Annotated in this window: 13 protein-coding genes; 5 read left to right on the top strand and 8 right to left on the bottom strand. The window is 53.4% G+C overall.

The features are described from left to right. Positions 1 to 25: 25 nt before the first annotated feature. Both AMM48_RS11670 and AMM48_RS11665 read right to left on the bottom strand, forming a co-directional pair. Entirely contained in the window at positions 26 to 1,513 is a 1,488-nt protein-coding gene (locus AMM48_RS11670) for an NAD-dependent succinate-semialdehyde dehydrogenase (protein ID WP_102784183.1), read from the bottom strand. A 180-nt stretch (positions 1,514 to 1,693) separates the two neighbouring features. Then, entirely contained in the window at positions 1,694 to 1,939 is a 246-nt protein-coding gene (locus AMM48_RS11665) for a hypothetical protein (RefSeq protein ID WP_022734380.1), read from the bottom strand. 142 nt (positions 1,940 to 2,081) lie between these two features. Here AMM48_RS11665 and AMM48_RS11660 point away from each other — a divergent pair, with 142 nt between their 5' ends. After that, a complete protein-coding gene (locus tag AMM48_RS11660; protein ID WP_102784182.1) occupies positions 2,082 to 3,041 on the top strand; it encodes a glycosyltransferase in 960 nt (319 codons plus the stop codon). A gap of 86 nt (positions 3,042 to 3,127) precedes the next feature. Here the strand turns inward: AMM48_RS11660 and AMM48_RS11655 are convergent, their stop codons facing one another. From AMM48_RS11655 to AMM48_RS11635, 5 genes are all read right to left on the bottom strand, one after another. Then, positions 3,128 to 6,385 carry an ABC transporter transmembrane domain-containing protein gene (locus tag AMM48_RS11655; RefSeq protein ID WP_102784181.1) on the bottom strand — a complete coding sequence of 1,086 codons (3,258 nt, stop codon included), beginning with the start codon at positions 6,383 to 6,385 and terminating at the stop codon, positions 3,128 to 3,130. 89 nt (positions 6,386 to 6,474) lie between these two features. Continuing rightward, positions 6,475 to 7,254: an MBL fold metallo-hydrolase gene (locus AMM48_RS11650; RefSeq protein WP_244271208.1), complete on the bottom strand. Its 780-nt coding sequence runs from the start codon at positions 7,252 to 7,254 to the stop codon at positions 6,475 to 6,477. Between the two features lie 319 nt (positions 7,255 to 7,573). Further along, positions 7,574 to 8,380: an ion transporter gene (locus tag AMM48_RS11645; protein ID WP_102784180.1), complete on the bottom strand. Its 807-nt coding sequence runs from the start codon at positions 8,378 to 8,380 to the stop codon at positions 7,574 to 7,576. 130 nt (positions 8,381 to 8,510) lie between these two features. After that, positions 8,511 to 9,467, bottom strand: coding sequence for an acetyl-CoA carboxylase carboxyltransferase subunit alpha (locus tag AMM48_RS11640; RefSeq protein WP_101302645.1), 957 nt, complete (start codon positions 9,465 to 9,467; stop codon positions 8,511 to 8,513). A 221-nt stretch (positions 9,468 to 9,688) separates the two neighbouring features. Further along, positions 9,689 to 10,057, bottom strand: a complete 369-nt coding sequence (locus tag AMM48_RS11635; protein ID WP_022734374.1) for a helix-turn-helix domain-containing protein — start codon at positions 10,055 to 10,057, stop codon at positions 9,689 to 9,691. A gap of 153 nt (positions 10,058 to 10,210) precedes the next feature. Between AMM48_RS11635 and AMM48_RS11630 the strand changes: the two genes are divergently transcribed. After that, positions 10,211 to 11,233, top strand: a complete 1,023-nt coding sequence (locus AMM48_RS11630; RefSeq protein ID WP_102784179.1) for a zinc-binding alcohol dehydrogenase family protein — start codon at positions 10,211 to 10,213, stop codon at positions 11,231 to 11,233. Positions 11,234 to 11,343: 110 nt separating this feature from the next. On the opposite strand, the gene AMM48_RS11625 is transcribed toward AMM48_RS11630, so the two are convergent. After that, the gene (locus AMM48_RS11625; protein WP_102784178.1) at positions 11,344 to 12,330 is read right to left on the bottom strand and encodes a CoA ester lyase; all 987 of its coding nucleotides are present in this window, start codon (positions 12,328 to 12,330) and stop codon (positions 11,344 to 11,346) included. A 392-nt stretch (positions 12,331 to 12,722) separates the two neighbouring features. On the opposite strand from AMM48_RS11625, the gene AMM48_RS11620 reads away from it, so the two are divergent. From AMM48_RS11620 to AMM48_RS11610, 3 genes are all read left to right on the top strand, one after another. After that, on the top strand, positions 12,723 to 13,883 hold the full coding sequence (locus AMM48_RS11620) for a GGDEF domain-containing protein (RefSeq protein ID WP_102784177.1): 1,161 nt from the start codon (positions 12,723 to 12,725) through the stop codon (positions 13,881 to 13,883). A 168-nt stretch (positions 13,884 to 14,051) separates the two neighbouring features. Next, positions 14,052 to 15,836, top strand: a complete 1,785-nt coding sequence (locus tag AMM48_RS22500) for a calcium-binding protein (RefSeq protein WP_102784176.1) — start codon at positions 14,052 to 14,054, stop codon at positions 15,834 to 15,836. A gap of 79 nt (positions 15,837 to 15,915) precedes the next feature. Next, positions 15,916 to 17,154, top strand: a complete 1,239-nt coding sequence (locus tag AMM48_RS11610) for a calcium-binding protein (RefSeq protein WP_102784175.1) — start codon at positions 15,916 to 15,918, stop codon at positions 17,152 to 17,154. Positions 17,155 to 17,162: the final 8 nt, after the last annotated feature.

The following is a 17,162-nucleotide window of genomic DNA, read 5'->3' as shown; positions in this document are numbered from 1 at the left end:
AATGCGGTGGTGTCTGAGGCGCGCGTTACTGTTTAAACGCAGCGCAGACGTATTTGAGTTCAGTGAATTCTTCGAGGCCATGGCGCGATCCTTCGCGGCCCAGACCAGATTGCTTTACCCCGCCAAACGGAACCGGTGCGCCGGTGATTTTGACACAGTTGAGCGCAACCATACCGTATTCAAGCGCATTGGATACCCGGTTTGCGCGGTCATGATCGTTGGTAAACAGATATGCCGCCAGACCATATTCGCTGTCATTGGCCTGTGCGATGACCTCATCCTCGGTGTCAAAGGGCATGACAGGTGCGACCGGGCCGAATGTTTCTTCGCGGTAGATTTGCATGTCCTTGGTCACATCGGCAAGCAAGGTGGGGGCATAGAACAGTCCGCCCATTTTCTTGCCACCTGTCAGAACGCGCGCACCCTTGGCACGTGCATCTGAGACGTGCTCGTCACATTTAGCAACCGCACGGTCATGCATCAGTGGGCCGATCTCGACATATTCTTCAATGCCGTTGCCGACACGTAGTTCGGCAATTGCCTTGGCGTATTTGTCGAGAAATTCGTCATAGATATCGCGCTGGACAAAGATGCGGTTTGCCGCAAGGCAATCCTGACCGCTGGTGGCGAATTTGGCATTAATCGCGTGGGCGACGGCTTCGTCGAGGTCGACATCATCAAACAGGATGAACGGCGCATGACCGCCCAGTTCCATCGACATTTTCTTAATCGTCTGTGCGCCTTGCGACAGCAGCAGACGGCCGACTTCGGTTGAGCCGGTGAACGACAGGGCGCGCACATCGGTACTGCCGCACAACTCGCCAACCACCGGGTTCGGATCGCCGGTGACAACGTTAAAGACACCGGCCGGAATGCCAGCACGTTCGGCCAGTTCGGCCAATGCGGTGGCGGAAAACGGGGTTTCGGTGGCCGGGCGGACAATCATGGTGCAGCCTGCGGCCAGCGCGGCGGCGGCTTTGCGTGTGATCATGGCGCACGGGAAGTTCCATGGGGTGACGGCGGCGGTCACACCGATGGCTTCGCGTTTGACCGACATGTTGCGGCCCGGAAGGTGGGATGTGATGTTTTCGACATTCACGCGTTTGGCTTCTTCGGCATAGAAATCGATGAAGCTTGCGGCGTAGTTAATTTCGCCGCGCGATTCATTAATCGGTTTGCCCTGCTCAAGCGTCATCAGAAGGGCCAGGTCTTCCTTGTTTTCGAGCAGAAGATCATGCCAGCGACGAAGTGCGCTTGCGCGGTCCTGTGGCAGCATGGCCGACCATGCCGGGAAGGCTTCCTTGGCCGCGGCAATGGCCTTGCGGGTTTCAAAGATGCTCATGTTCGGGACGGTGCCGATGAAGCTGCCATCGAACGGGTTGGTGACTTCAATAACCTGAAGGTTGTCGGCCGAGCACCAGCGGCCATCAATGTATGCATGTTCGCGCAAAAGGCGCAGATCAGCGAGCTGGCTTAGGGATACGCAACGCTGTTCTTTTGATTGTGCCGACATCGGAACCTCCTTGAAACGGGCTGACGCGTTTGCGACCAGCTTGTTTGTTGAACTGCAAGGAAGTTATCAGTGCGTGGCAAGAGGAGGTGTCCGAAGTGCGCGCCAAATGATGCGTTTTTTTTGGCAGAGCCCGGTCAAATAGGAATGTTTCTTCTGCCAGAGGCGTGAAACGCAGGGGAATCAGTCGTCTGAGGATTTCAGGTATTTCTGCATTTCGCGTTTCTGACGACGTTTTTCCATGACAGTCCGGACAATGATCACGGCAAAGAACAGCACGACGATGCTGGTTGACATCGGAAAGGCAAAGGGAATGCCGATCAGAAACATCAATCCCCCCAAGATACTGCCGCCCAGAAGGGCGATAAACCCGCCAAGCATGACGATGGCAAACAGAGAGGCAATCAGGATGGATGCGATTTTATTCATGAAGTTACGTAGGGGTCCGTGCTTTGGGTGGTGTGAAGATGAATTAAATTGCCGATCCGATTAACGCGGAAGAGTTGACCGATGTCCAGTCAGGTGCGAAACCTTCAAACTTCCTTTGCCAACATATAAAGAAATAGTCCGCATGACCAAAGTTTCCTTCGTTGTCACGGTTTTTAACAAAGCAGAGTACCTGCCGTTGGTGATTAGATCGCTTGATGCGCAGATTGGTGACTTTGAACGCGAATATGTGTTCGTTGATGACGGTTCAACGGATCGTTCGGTTGAGGTGATCAAGGAATGTACCAAGGATGCAGGCTTTGCGGTCAAGGTTGTCAGTCAGGTCAATCAGGGGGCGTCGGTTGCCCATGATGCCGGGGTTGAGGCGGCAACAGGTGACTGGATCAAGTTTTGCGACGGGGATGATTTGTTAGCGCCCGATGCAACACGAAACCTTTTGGCCGCATGTACGCGCCATAATACGGAACACGCGTGGGGTGATCTGGAGTATTTCCAGTTTGGCGGCGATAAAGATCCACTGGATCGACCCGCCACAGATTTGCCCGAAGAATTTCAAAGTATTGATGATGGGCTTAGCTTTTTCATCCGTAATTGCCCGGCCAATTCAACATCGATGCTGATTGGACGCGCATTCTATCTGCGTGCAGGGGGCTGCAGCAAGGCGTTGGTGTCGCCTGATCAGATGTTGTTCTTGCGTTTGTTTCGAACCGGGGCCGGTGTGCATTTAAAAGGTGCGGTTGGCTTGTTACCGGACGCGGCACCGGGACGGTTATCTTCGCAAAAGGGGCGGTCGCGTTATGAGTCGGTTCTTGCCCTTTACACTCTGATGACGGAAGCACCGGGAATTTCCAAACGTCATCAGGCAGAGGCATATCGACGGGCGACAGCGCGGGCCTATCGGTTTGATCGTCGTAATCATGGCAAGGCCGTTTCAGGTCATCTTTGGCGCTATCTTGAAAGCAAGGTTATGGTTCCAGCCAAACCGGAAACACGCGTGTATGCCGCACTTGGTGCCTTTACCGAGGATGGCAGTACCGAGCGTCCAGAGAACTGGAAACCTGCGGCCATTCGCAAAATGTCGTAACACTAAATAGTTTGTCTCAAACACAATAAAAAACGCAGCATTGGTTGGAGCCGATGCTGCGTTTTTTGCAAATAAGGTGCCTTAGATTAATCGTTGTTTTTACTGCTGAGCTGTTTGGTGGTTTGGTCGAGACGGTCAGCCAGAACACGGATCAACTGGATGGCAACCGCCTGATCCTGTCTGACCAGGCCAAGGAATTCAGCCTTGTCGAGTTTCAGAACGGTCATGTCCTCGACCGCACGAATGGTTGCGGACCGGGGGGCATCGACCAGAAGGGCGATTTCGCCGATCACTTCCTTGGGGTTCACATCGCGCAGTTTTACGGTCTGCATTTCGTCGGTGGTCAGCCAGATTTCACCACGGCCGGAAATGACGATATAGGCGGCATCACCGGGATCACCCTGTTTGACCAGAACCTCACCATGTTTGAAGGTCAGGCGCGGGCTGGTAAAGGCGAGGAGTTTGACCACGCTTGCATCAAGCCCGGCAAACAGCGGAATGGTGCGAAGCAGGCGGACTTCCTGATCAATGTCACCATCGGCGACAGTCGTTTCTTCGTCGGATTCGGTGATGTCAGGCGTTTGATCGTCTGAGGACTGACCCCGGCGCTTAACCAGTTTTCCGTTCGACATATGCAGTAAAGCATCGAACTTTTCATTGTCGTTATCATCGCCATCCACCCACAGAAGACTGGTGTTGTCATTCTGTCCGGTGAGATAGGCGATGACGTTTTCGCGGGTTTCACGGTCGAGCGCAGACAGGCCTTCGTCAACCACCAGCAGATCAGGATTTTTGATCAGGGCGCGGACAAGGGCGATTTTCTGACGCAGGGTTTGTGAGACGCGGCTGCCGCCAACGCCGACCTGACTTTCAAGGCCAAGAGCAACAAGTTCTTCGTAAAGACCGCCTTCATGGGCGATTTCAAACAGGACTTCGCCAACGCGTTCTTCGGAATTTGCACGGCCATAGGCAAAGCGACCAAACAGCAAGTTATCGAGGATCGGGGCGGCCGGGGTGTAGCCATCACCATCGAAGAAATCGATGAATTTCGCCAGTGAATCTGGCAGGTTTTCGTGGAATTTCGGACGTGCAGATAGCACCAGTTGACGGAAATCGTCATCAATCACCCGAAGACGGTGACGGGCCGGTGTCAACTGCATGGCGACATCGAGAAGATGCAATTGATCTTCTTTGCGGATGTCGTCAAAGGCAACGCCTTCGGTCCGTTTGAGGATGTTTTTAACTTCGGGAATTTCATCGGCCGAAACGAAACTGTAGCGGTCAAAGAACTCATGTCCTGCGGGCAGGCCGGTAAACAGTTCGATCATCAGATCAAGTGTTTCGCGGCCCATTCTGACCATGCGTTCATAAAGACCGGTGTCGCGCAGGGTTTGCTGCATGAACGGATGAGACAGGAACTCAAACCGTTCAAAGTGGGTTTGCGACGGTGTGCCAAACACAAGGTTCACGCCCACCGGTGCGTTGTCGTTGTATTTTTCAATGTCATAGGGTTCGACAAGATCGGACAATTGCCGTTGATCAAGAATTTCCTTTAGGCGTGGTCGGACAGTCAGGACCGATGCAACCAGTTCCGGATGTTCGGCCGGATCAACGCGGCGTTGCAAACCAATGCGATAGATGTCGCGGTCCAGACCGACAACCTCAAGCAGACGCATCAGTTCACCGTGCAGTTCTTCGCGCGATGAGAAGCCCGGTCCGACATAGTCAATCCAGTTCGCCGACGGGTCATAGGGAATGTTGCCCGAACGCTGGACCTCGTCATACATCTCGCGGGTGAATTGCCATGGCAGGGCTGCCGGGTCTGAAATGTCAATCTGATCGACAAAGTTCGGCAACGGGAACTCAACCAGGTCATTGTATGCTTTGGACTTGCTGGCAACGGTTTTGTCTTTTTCGTCAGCACGTGTAACAGCATTATCATTGTCACCCGTTTTGGGGGCTTCTTCGCTGGTGGCGGCTGTCTGATCAACAATGATCGGGCGATGTTTCAGGCCATACAGCAGGTTATCTGAAATGCTGCCGTTAAACAGATAAGCATCACTCCCGATATAGGCCAGACGTTGGCCGATGATGGCGGCCGGAAGATTGGTGGCATCTATATCGTTGAACTGGATACGACCACTTGTAGGGTCGAGAATCCGTGCCAGCAATCGGGCGACCTGTGATTTGCCGCTGTCGGCAGAGCCGGTCAGAAGGGCAGTACCCGGAAGGGGCATGTTAAACGACACATTTTCAACAACGCGGGTTCCGTCATCGTCAATCCATGACAGCGCCGTCACATCAAGCGGGCCATTCAGGCGCGGTGACAGCGGCACGGTCAGTTGATGTTCAGATGACAGATCGGGCAGTTCGAACTGTTCGTGGAGCTGGTCATATTTAATCCGCGCGTCGGCAAGGCGCTGATAATAGGCCAGAAGTTCCTTCCAGGGGGCGGACATATCCTTGTAGGCGGCAAGGGCTGCGACCAGTGCGCCGAAACTCAGGTCGCCGATAATCACCAGATAGCCGCCAATCGAATAGAAGAAGAACGGGGTGATCTGGGCGATGAAGTTATTGAGAAATTTGATAAAGAATTTACGGAAATAGATTTCCTTGCGGATTTCAAAAATCCGGCCCAAACGCTGGGTAAAGTGGGTGAGTTCAAACCCGTGGGTTTCGTTGGCACGAATGTCGGTGGCACCGCCAACGGCCTCGCCAATATGTTCGGACATCCGGCGGACATTCTGTACCCGCTGCTTACCCAGCAGATTGACGCGTTTTTGCAATTTCGGGATCAAATATCCCTGCAATGGATAAAACGCGATGGACGCCAGACCCATCAACGGGTCCTGAATAAAGATAAAGGCCGAAATCGTGACCAGAATACCGCCCTGATACAGGGGGAGCGAAAATGCCTCGCCAAAGAAACCGCCAAGCGGTTCGGCCTCGGCCGTAATCATCGAGACGATTTCGCCCTGACTGGTTTTGCGAAAATGCGGCAACGGGAACCGCAACACCCGTTCAAACAGGTTATAACGCAACCGGCGCAACAGTCTTTCGGACATCACGCCGACATAGACGTTGATGAAATATTTGAACCCGCCATTGACGAAAACAAGGGCGAGGAAAATTCCCGACAGGGCAAACAGATATTCGATCTGATCGAGTTCGACCCCGAGAACGTCATAGGGCGATCCCGCGCCGCCGATCGCTTCGTTGACGATCAGTTTGGGCAGGTCGAGGGAATAATACAGAAACGGAAATGAAAACAGCGTCACCAAAGTCAGGATGATCTGTTGCAGGCGGCTATATCGCCAGATATAGGCAAAAACCGATTTTGGCATTCGCGCGTCCCGTTTTGTTGGTCAGGAACAAATTGTTCCGATTGCTCGCTGTTTATTGTTATCGCGCAGATTACCAACCAGACGTGGAATTAGCCAAGGTCGAAACTTTGTTCCGGGCTGATAAATCCGCAAAAACCGTCTGCTTTGGCATCGGGCTTATCATATGCCTGATAATGATACAGCCACATCTTTGCCTTTACATCGGCAGGGAGCGTGACAAGTTGATCATAATGGGCGTGTACACCTGAACGACGTGGGCCTAATTCGCAATCCTGAAAAATGATATCTGCCTTTTTGTAGAAGGGCATATGTGCATCAGGATCGAATATCGCATCTGTTGTCAGGAAAAAGCTTTTGTCTTTTGCGTGCCCGAACAGCGCGAAGGAAAACATGGTTTTTTCCTCGGTCACGACATGGGCCACCGGGATGACATCAAACTTCAGACCCTGCCATTCAAACCCGTCTTCGGGTTCAAGAGCGATAACATCGAAATAGGAGGACAGCGTGCTGTTGCCGTGGTCGCTGGTTTCCAGACCACCGCGAAGCGAATGTTCCCATAGCGGTTCGATAAGCTCGCGTGCGGTGATCAGACCGACACGGTGCCCGTCAAAGATGAAATAGTTGGCAAGCGCCATCCATTCCAGACCACCAATGTGATCTGAATGCAGGTGGCTGATATAGACGGCCTCAAAGTCATTTGGCATACAGCCAAGTTTACGCAGCGAATGACGTGCATCTGAACCGCAGTCAATCAGCAGGCGTTTTGGCTGTTCGTCACCCGACGGGGTGGTTTCCAGAACCATGTTGCTCTGAAAGTTGTCGGCTGCCATACAAAATGCCGACCCTGTCCCCGCAAAAGTAAGCTTCATTTTCCCCATTCTCCCGACCTTTTGACGAAAGACTAGAGCAACATTCCAGAAAGATGAATTAATTTGTTTGGAAAATGCCATGGCGTCGCACAAAGCAGCCAGTATCAGACGCGCAATCGCCCGTGATCACGTGATGCAAAAAATCAGATATCTGGCACCATCACCGACCGGACCGGGGGCTGCATGGCAGAAATTTTCAAGTTCAGTGCAATGACCAAAACCGCAGGATAGCTGAAACACGCGCTTTATCAGAAAAGCCTGAAGTTTTTCGGCAGCGGAAAGGCTGACCCGATGTCGGTTAAGGTGGGGGCCGGGACCGTTATTTTATCTCGGGTGCCTTTTCGTCACGTTCCACGCGGGCGTTGAGTTTGGCGAGTTCCTGACGCAGTTCGCGAAGTTCATTCATGATTTCACCGTGATCACTTTCGATCTCGTCGCGAGTCTGGGACCCTTCAACATCGACATGGGTCGACATGGCATCAACCACAATCGCGATAAACAGGTTCAAAACCGCAAACGTTGTCACCAGAATGAATGGCACAAAGAACATCCATGCATGCGGATAGGATTCCATCACCGGACGGACAATGCCCATCGACCAGCTTTCAAGGGTCATGATCTGGAACAGGGAATACAGCGACGCCCCGATGGACCCGAACCATTCAGGGAAGCCTGCGCCAAACAGTTTGGTCGCCATGACGGCAGAAACATAAAACACCAGCGACAATAGGGTCAGAACCGAAATCATGCCGGGAATGGCCCGCATCAGGGCTTCGACCACTTTGCGCATGGAGGGAACCGTCGATATCAGGCGGAATGCGCGCAAAATACGCAAGGCGCGTAGTACCGAAAGCCCCTGTCCGGCGGGCAGGAGCGTAATGGCAACGATGGTGAAATCGAAAACATTCCAGGACCGCTTAAAGAACGAAAGGCGGTAAACAAAAAGCTTCATCGCCAATTCGACGACAAAAATTGCGACCGCGATCTGATCAAGTGCATGCAGGAACGGCCCCGCCACATCCATGATTGTTGAGGATGTCTCAAGCCCGAGAATGATGGCGTTAAGGGCAATAACAGCCGTAATGAAGTTCTGAAAACGGCTGGATTCAATAAACCGGCGCAACATGGTCTGGTGCCTCCCGACAGGGTCGGAAATTGGCGCGGGCTTGCCGGATATCACCGACGGCAGACAACGCCGGATGAAATGACAACAGGACGCAGTCACCTGATGGTGGTCTGCGTCCTGAATGAAAAAATCAGTTCAGGCCTTTACGGCCCATTTCAAGAAACTTGTCGCGACGGCGGGCTTTAAGAACGCCGCCTTCGACGTCATCCATGCTTTCAAGGGCCTTGATGATGGCAGCACCAACACGTTTGCATGCCTCGGCCGGTGAACGCTGTGCGCCGCCAAGCGGTTCCGGGATGATGTCATCAATCACGCCAAGCTGAAGCAAATCCTGTGCGGTAAGGCGCAGGGCCTCGGCAGCGGTTTTGGCCTCGTCGCCTGAACGCCACAGGATCGATGCACAGCCTTCTGGTGAGATCACCGAATAGATCGAGTTTTCAAGCATCAAAACGGTGTTTGCGACAGCAAGTGCAATGGCACCACCCGATCCACCTTCGCCGATGACGATCGAAATCAATGGCACCTTGATATCAAGGCAGGTTTCGATGGACCGTGCGATGGCTTCTGACTGACCGCGTGCTTCGGCATCCGCACCGGGGAAGGCGCCGGCGGTATCGACCAGTGTGACCACCGGGATGTTAAACCGTTCTGCCATGCGCATCAGGCGAACCGCCTTGCGGTAGCCTTCCGGGCGGGCCGAGCCGAAATTGTGTTTTACACGGGTTTCGGTGTCGTGACCTTTTTCGTGGCCAATCACCATCACGCTGCGGCCCTGAAGACGGGCAAGACCACCGATGATGGCCTCGTCTTCACCAAACAGGCGGTCACCGGAAAGCGGGGTGAAATCTTCGAAAAGATGACCAATATAGTCGGTGAAATGCGGCCGATCAGGATGGCGTGCAACTTGCGTCTTTTGCCACGGGGTCAGCTTTCCATAGGTGCCTTGCAGCAGTTTGGTCAGCTTATCCTGCAGGCGTGCGACCTCATCTGCGATATTGACTTCGTCATTACCGGTAAGATGACGGAGTTCTTCGATCTTGCCTTCAAGTTCGGCGATCGGTTTTTCAAAATCGAGGAAGTTATGCATCAGGGCATCATATCCGACTGGGAAACAATGGGCCGGAACATAGTGTATCGGCCCGCTACGTCAAGCGTTGAGGGAGCCGTTACACATATTTTCCGTTTACGTAAGAATTATGGCGTATGTTCCACAAAACATAATGACAGTTTGCACACGGTTGCCCCATGACGTCCAGTATTCAGATTATTCATTCCATAAAGCGCTAAGAAGTCGCGTTTTTGCGACGGTCAGGCATGGGCGGTTTGGGGCTGCTCTTTTTTGTCGTGCGCGTAATAGGGCACATGGGTTTCGCCCCATGCCTTAAGGGCGAGAATGATCTGGCGGAGGGTGTCGCCCTTTGCCGTCAGGCTGTATTCAACCCGGGGCGGAACTTCGGCATAGACTTCGCGATGTACCAGTCCGTCTGCCTCAAGCTCACGCAGCTGACGGGTGAGCATCCGCTGGGTGACACCCGGCATCATACGGTGCAGTTCGTTAAAGCGTTTGGTGCCATCAAGCAGATGGTACATCACAACGCCTTTCCACTTGCCGCCAATGACATCAAGTGCGCCTTCCACCGGGCAGCCGGGGCTGCGATTGGGTGCGCAACGGTCCATATTTAATCTCCTGATGCTCTGAAATCCGCAGTAAAGTCCATTAGTATACAAAATGACACTATTGGTCGAAATTGTGCGTACTTCTTATTGAGGGCATTGTGAGGTATCGTCGGCGCATTCACAAATCAAACGTGCGTTACAAGGAATACAAATATGAAATCCATTGGTATTAACAAACCTGCCCCGGTCGAGACGCCGGGCCTTTTTACCCAGATTGAAACCGACACGCCGACCGCCGAAGGTCGCGATATTCTGGTGCGGGTAAAGGGTGTCGCGGTGAACCCGGTTGATTTTAAAGTACGTAAGGGTCGGGCCAAGGAAGGTGAATTTACCGTGCTTGGCTGGGATGCGGCCGGCGTGGTTGAGGCCGTTGGCGAAGACGTCACCCTGTTTCGTCCGGGCGATGAGGTTTGGTATGCGGGCGATGTAACCCGTTCCGGGTCAAACAGCGAATTTCAGCTTGTCGATGAACGCATTGTTGCGCCAAAGCCCAAATCGCTTGATTTCGCAGCGGCGGCGGCCTTGCCGTTGACGACGATCACCGCCTGGGAGGCGATGTTTGACCGACTGTTGATTGATCGTACTGCAACCGATGCCAATGCAGGCAAAACCATCCTGATCATTGGTGGTGCGGGGGGCGTTGGCTCCATCGCGATCCAGCTTGCCAAGCTGGCCGGGTTGAACGTGATTGCCACCGCATCGCGCGATGAGACCACCAACTGGGTCAAAAAACTGGGTGCGGATCAGGTGATCAATCATCGCCGTCCGCTTAAGGATGAATTGGTCGCCCTTGATGTTGCTGCGGTTGATTACATTTTCTGCACATCTGAAACCGATCAGTATTTTGACGTGATGACCGAAATCATTGCCCCGCAGGGACGGATCGTGACGATTACCGAAGCATCGAAAGAGCATAATGTGGATTTGCTCAAGGCGAAATCCGCCAGCTTTTCCTATGAATTCATGTTTACCCGGTCGATGTTTGAAACGCCCGATATGATCGAACAACATAAATTGTTGGCCACCGTCGCCCAACTGGTTGACGACGGTGTGATCAAAAATACGGCCTCTGAAAACTTTGGTCCGCTGACGCCGGAAAGCCTGAGAAAGGCGCATGCGCTGCTTGAAAGCGGCAAGGCGATTGGCAAGATCACCTTTGAGGCCATTCCGGAGTAGTCGGAAACTTCGCGGTGTGACAGCCGGACCTGATGCAAGACATCACAAAGGGGCGCCAGACAATGGCGCCCCTTTGAGTTTAACGGGCGTTATGGCGGGCGATTTGGTCGTCAGCTTTCGTTAAGTGCCGCAATGACGTCTGCTTGCCTGACCATGACTTCGGCCTGTTTGATGGATGCGATATCAATCAGGCGACCATCGAGTGCAACGGCACCGGCGCCTTCGACCTGAGCCTTTGCCATGGCTTCAAGAATGCGTTTGGCCTTGGTGACTTCGGCGTCTGACGGGGAGTAGACTTCGTTGGCAAGCGTGATCTGGCTGGGGTGGATGGCCCATTTGCCTTCGCAGCCCAGCACCATGGCGCGCGCGGCCTGTGCGCGGTACCCATCCGGATCGGAAAAGTCCCCAAACGGGCCATCAATCGGGCGCAGGCCATTGGCACGGGCGGCAACCACCATCCGGGCAATGGCGTAATGCCACATGTCACCCCAATGGTAATCGCGTGGTTTGTCGCCGTCCTTATCGGTCAAAACGCCATAATGCGGGTTCGGGCCTCCAATGCCGGTTGTCATGGCCTTGGTCGAGGCGGCGTAATCAGCCACCCCGAAATGCAGGCTTTCATTGCGCGGTGAGGCGGCGGCGACTTCGTGGATGTTTTGCATGCCAAGGGCGGTTTCAATGATCAGTTCAAACCCGATGCGTTTTTTGCGCCCTTTTGCGGTTTCGATCTGGGTCGCCATCATATCAAGGGCATAGACATCCGCGGCCGTTCCAACCTTGGGGATCATGATCAGATCAAGCCGGTCGCCTGCCTGTTCAAGAACGTCGACAACATCGCGGTACATATAATGTGTATCAAGCCCGTTGATGCGCACCGACAGCACCTTGTTGCCCCAATCAATGTCATTGATCGCAGCGATGATGTTTTTGCGCGCCTGTTCCTTGTCACTGGGCGCAACCGCGTCTTCGAGATCAAGGAAAATGGCGTCGGCTTTTGATTTGGCGGCCTTTTCAAACAGTTCGATGCGGCTGCCGGGAACGGCAAGCTCGGACCGGTTCAGGCGCGCGGGGGCCGGGGTCGGTGTTGTGAAGCTCATGATAACGTTTCTCCAAAACCTGTCATTTCAAGACGGCAACGCGTCGGCAAGATTGCCGTGCGATGCCTTTGTCGTATTCTTGTGGCGTGTTATTGCGTCCCGTTTTCGGGATCGTACCGTGGCCGCCGTGACAGTCTGCTTTTCTGCGATCATTGTGCGTCGCAGTAGGCTGGGTTTCAATTTATGGTGCAGATGCGAATGCTGGCAAGCTTAAAAACACCGGGTCGTATTGTGCTTTGGGTGCAGACCGATGCTGAATAAGAAAAACTGCAACTACGAAGGACAAAGCAATAGCCCCTTAACCCAACAGCCGTTAGATTACCGCCGATATCATGGTTCGGGATCGTTTCCCAACACGCGTTGCCCCATCTGCAGGTAGTATCAAACGACCCATGCGTCGCGCTTATTCCACCCTTGTTTCCGTCGGACTGGCCCCATTGTTGATCATGGGGGCCTGTTTGGTGCTGGCGATATCACCGAGCCTTGTGCCGGCTGAACTTTCCGGGCTGGTGCGGTATGGCCCGTTTCTTCTGGCTGGGCTGGGCGGGGCCATCGCATGGTGGTTCAACCGTGGGCGCGCGGTTTTTGTCATGCTGCTTTTGTTGGTGTGTTACTGGCTTTTGGTGGGTAATGGGGCGGGTTTTTCGCCCGATGGGATGGCCTTTTTACGCATTGCGACCCTGTATGTGATCCCGGCCAACTTGTTGATCCTTGGTTTTACGGCGGAGCGTGGTGTTTTAAACCCGCGTGGCATTGCACGGATGCTGGTGCTGGGGTTGCAGATTTTTGTCATGTTGATGCTGGCAGGGCAGCCTGATGTTGGCTTGGCACTTTATCGCATACTCGATACCCGGTTCATAAATGATGGCGGGTTTCTGTCGGTCATGCCGCATCCGGCCATGATCCTTTCCGTGGTTGCGGTGGTCTTGTTGTTGATCCGTCATAAGCCGCTTGAGACAAGCTTTGCTGCGGCAATCATTGCCATCACGGTGGCAACGGTGATGGGACCGGGGGCGATACAATATGGCTATCTGGCGGCGACTGCCGTGGTACTGGCCGGATTGGCGCAGGAAGTGTGGCGGATGGCGTTTGTTGATGATTTGACCGGACTTTCCGGACGGCGTGCCCTTGGCCATGCCATGGCGGAACTTGGTAGCCAGTATGCGATCGCCATGCTTGATGTTGATCATTTCAAAAAGTTCAATGACACCTATGGGCATGACGTTGGCGATATTGTCCTGAAAAAGGTCGCGCGTGAGTTGGCCCGTGTTGGCGGGGGCGGCAAGGCGTTCCGATACGGCGGGGAAGAATTCACGGTTGTCTTTGCCGGGCGCACGGCAGAAAAAGTCCATGAACCGCTTGAGGCTCTGCGCAAACGGATTGCCGAGAATAAAATCACCGTGCCCGAGAAGAACAAAACCGTATCGGTGACGATTTCAGTCGGTCTTTCGGAAATTGACGAGGATGTAAAAGACCCTTGGGCGGTTTTGAAGCGCGCCGATCAGAAGCTTTACGAGGCCAAGCAAGCTGGACGCAATCGAATTTCCATCTGAATATAAGAAAATGTTCAGTATTTGAATGATATTTAGAAGAATATTAATTCAAATTTGAAGTAAAAATACACAATTATTGGTTCAATATATTTATTGTTATTATCGTTTTACGATTAGTTTTGTGGTGTTAGTCTTTTGGAGTCTTTTCATTATTTATGGAGGATTCCAATGGCGCGCATCATCGGTACAAATCAAGACGACGTGATTCGGAACGAATGGACCAGTGACACTGTTTACGGACTAGAAGGCGATGACACCATCTATGTCGGCGGTGGAGACACGGTTATCGGTGGTGCCGGGGCGGATACGTTTATTACCCTGCATAATGAGGATTATACGCTTTCCTATGAGCTATCAGACGACCCCGTTCATATCGAGTTTTATAATAACTATAATGATGATCGCGAGACCCGCGATATCGAGCTTACCGGACATGGCGGGGATGCCGAGGGCGATACGTTAGAGCTTTACAACGACAATTATTACTCCCAGCAAGAGTTCAACATCACCGGTTCCGATCATGATGACCATATTCAAGGCGAACTTTATTCCGTTGATGGCGGGGGTGGTGCCGACACGATCGTTTTTGATTATCGCGACATCAAACAGTTCTATCCTTATGAGCCAACAGTCACATATGTCAGGTCACCAGAAGGTGTCATTTTCGATCAGGACAGTATGACCGGTGTTGGTGGCGATGCGAACGGCGATCAGATTTCGATTCTTGATGAGACTGAAGAAACCCCCGATCTTAATGTGCGTGGATCCAATCATGACGACACCTTGATTGCCGGTGAGGTGCGCGGCGGGATCCTCAAAGGTGCTGGTGGGGACGATTTCCTTGTCGGGAGCGGGCGTTCCAATGAACTTTGGGGTGAGTGGGGCAATGATACACTGCTGGGCCATGGCGGTGATGACACATTGAATGGCGGGTCGGGGGCCGATTTCATCAATGGCGGTGCCGGTCAGGATGAGGTCACATTCATTCATTCCAACGAAGGTGTTCATGTCGAGTTGACGGATGGTGCGGCGATTGTCAGTGGCGGCCATGCCGAAGGTGACGTTATTACCGATGTCGAAAACATTTTTGGGTCGCGCCATTCGGACGTTTTGATCGGCAATGACGGCGACAACGTCATCGACGGCTTTTACGGATATGATTCGATCTATGGCGGGGAGGGCAACGACACCCTTTCGGGCACATTTGTCTATGGCGAGGCGGGGGATGACATCTTGCATGGCCAGCAGCACGGCATGGGTGGCCGCGATACGCTTGATGGTGGGGATGGCGACGATACCCTGTATGGCAATGATGGTGGGGACCACCTTTATGGTGGGGAAGGCAATGATACGCTGATCGCCAATAACATTTATTACGATGATTTCTTTGAGCCGGACCCGACCTCTATCTGGGGTGGGAATGGTGATGACGTGATCAAGGGCGATGTCGCCGATGACGCTCTGTTTGGCGGTAACGGTGATGACGTTATGAACGGCGGGTTCGGCGATGATTACATCTCGGGCGGTGCTGGCCGGGATGTGATCAATGGCGGCACGGGCGATGACCATGTTTTTGGCGGTGACGGGCATGACGTTCTTAATGGTGGGCATGGTCAAGACGAATGGGTCGAAGGGGGCGATGGCAATGACCTTCTAACCGGCGGGACGTTCGTTTGGCGTGTGTTTGAAGGCGGGGCTGAACGCGACCGCATCACCGATTTCAATCCCGATGCCGGGGAATACAGCAATCATTTGATGTTTGGGAAAACGTTTCAGGAAAAAAGCGGCATCGAGGACTTCGATGATTTCCTTGAACACGCCAGCGATAATGAAGACGGCGTCTATATCGATTTTGCCAATGGGCGGCATTACGACTATGGGGTGCAAATCGATGACATGACAGTCGACGAATTGACGCCCGACAATGTCATTTTCGCCGATTATCTTGGATAGCTGCGCGTAAGACGACGGCATTGATTCAGATCGAAATTCCAATCCAATCCCTGTTTGCGAACCTTTGACGGAGGACATGATGGTGCCGCTTATTGGAACAGATGGTGACGACGTTCTGTATGAAACCACGGCAAACAGTACGCTGTATGGCATGGATGGCGATGACACGCTGATTGGCAATGATGGCATCAGTTCCCTGTTTGGTGGAAACGGGGACGATACACTGGTTGGCGGGGGCGGAAATGACCGGCTGACCGGCGGGGCCGGGGCGGATGTGTTGGACGGTGGCTCGGGCATCCGGGATGCCGTCTTTTATGAGGGTGAAAATGCCGCGGATGCGGTCCACGTCAATCTTGCAACCGGCACAGGTGTTGGCGGTGAGGCCGAGGGGGATGTGCTGCGCAACATTGAAGTCGTCTATGGCACCGAATTTGACGACACCCTGATTGGCAGTGATCAAAGCGATGTTCTTTGGGGGCGGGGCGGTAGTGACCTTCTGATCGGGGGGGACGGTGACGATTTTCTATATGGTGATTATCTTGGCGATACGTCCGGTGACGACATCGTCCTTGGCGGAGATGGCAATGACACCCTGACCGGGCGGGACGGCAATGACATTCTGATTGGCGGCGATGGGAATGATCGCCTTAGCGGTGGCGATGACGAGGACATCCTGTCGGGTGGGGCCGGGGTGGATACCCTTGATTACAATGATAACGGTACCGAAGGGGTGACGATTAACCTTGCGACCGGGACCGCATCGGGTGGCACCGCCGATGGGGATGTGTTTGACGGGTTTGAAAATGTGCGTGGTTCGGGTGTCGCCGATGTGATTGTCGGCGATGACGGGCGCAACCATCTGGACGGATTTTACGGTGACGATCATGTGCGCGGTGGTGATTTCCACGATGTCCTGACGGGCGGTGGCGGCAATGACACCCTTGAAGGCGGGGATGGCAATGATCTTCTGACCGGTGATGGTCGGGATGCCTATGGCGCGCCCGGATCAGATACATTTTTATGGACGGTTTTTGAAGGTGGTGCTGAACGCGACCGCATTACCGATTTTGACACCGGTGAACAGGGCGACAGTTTTGTTTTTGGCAAAACGTTTCAGGAAAAAAGCGGGATTGAGAGTTTCGATGATTTTCTGGACCACGCCAGCGAAAATGAAACAGGTGTGTATGTCGATTTTGCCGATGGCCGTCACTATGGCTATGGCCTTCAGATTGACGGGGTCACGCTTGATGAACTGACATCCGGGCATGTCGTTTTTGATGATGACGATGATGGCCTGCTGCCGATTGACGATCTGTAATCGGTGCG

Source organism: Thalassospira sp. GB04J01, assembly GCF_000751115.1.
In the GTDB taxonomy this organism is placed as follows: Bacteria; Pseudomonadota; Alphaproteobacteria; order Rhodospirillales; family Thalassospiraceae; genus Thalassospira; species Thalassospira lucentensis.
Note: the sequence above shows the minus strand (reverse complement) of the source record. Positions and strands in the feature narration are given on the sequence as shown.

Excerpts from the sequence above, each read along its gene's own strand:
- AMM48_RS11630 (WP_102784179.1), top strand. The coding sequence starts at position 10,211 with ATGAAATCCATTGGTATTAACAAACCTGCCCCGGTCGAGACGCCGGGC.
- AMM48_RS11650 (WP_244271208.1), bottom strand. The coding sequence starts at position 7,254 with ATGAAGCTTACTTTTGCGGGGACAGGGTCGGCATTTTGTATGGCAGCC.
- AMM48_RS11635 (WP_022734374.1), bottom strand. The coding sequence starts at position 10,057 with ATGGACCGTTGCGCACCCAATCGCAGCCCCGGCTGCCCGGTGGAAGGC.
- AMM48_RS11665 (WP_022734380.1), bottom strand. The coding sequence starts at position 1,939 with ATGAATAAAATCGCATCCATCCTGATTGCCTCTCTGTTTGCCATCGTC.
- AMM48_RS22500 (WP_102784176.1), top strand. The coding sequence starts at position 14,052 with ATGGCGCGCATCATCGGTACAAATCAAGACGACGTGATTCGGAACGAA.
- AMM48_RS11645 (WP_102784180.1), bottom strand. The coding sequence starts at position 8,380 with ATGTTGCGCCGGTTTATTGAATCCAGCCGTTTTCAGAACTTCATTACG.
- AMM48_RS11620 (WP_102784177.1), top strand. The coding sequence starts at position 12,723 with ATGCGTCGCGCTTATTCCACCCTTGTTTCCGTCGGACTGGCCCCATTG.
- AMM48_RS11655 (WP_102784181.1), bottom strand. The coding sequence starts at position 6,385 with ATGCCAAAATCGGTTTTTGCCTATATCTGGCGATATAGCCGCCTGCAA.
- AMM48_RS11670 (WP_102784183.1), bottom strand. The coding sequence starts at position 1,513 with ATGTCGGCACAATCAAAAGAACAGCGTTGCGTATCCCTAAGCCAGCTC.
- AMM48_RS11640 (WP_101302645.1), bottom strand. The coding sequence starts at position 9,467 with ATGCATAACTTCCTCGATTTTGAAAAACCGATCGCCGAACTTGAAGGC.
- AMM48_RS11625 (WP_102784178.1), bottom strand. The coding sequence starts at position 12,330 with ATGAGCTTCACAACACCGACCCCGGCCCCCGCGCGCCTGAACCGGTCC.
- AMM48_RS11660 (WP_102784182.1), top strand. The coding sequence starts at position 2,082 with ATGACCAAAGTTTCCTTCGTTGTCACGGTTTTTAACAAAGCAGAGTAC.
- AMM48_RS11610 (WP_102784175.1), top strand. The coding sequence starts at position 15,916 with ATGGTGCCGCTTATTGGAACAGATGGTGACGACGTTCTGTATGAAACC.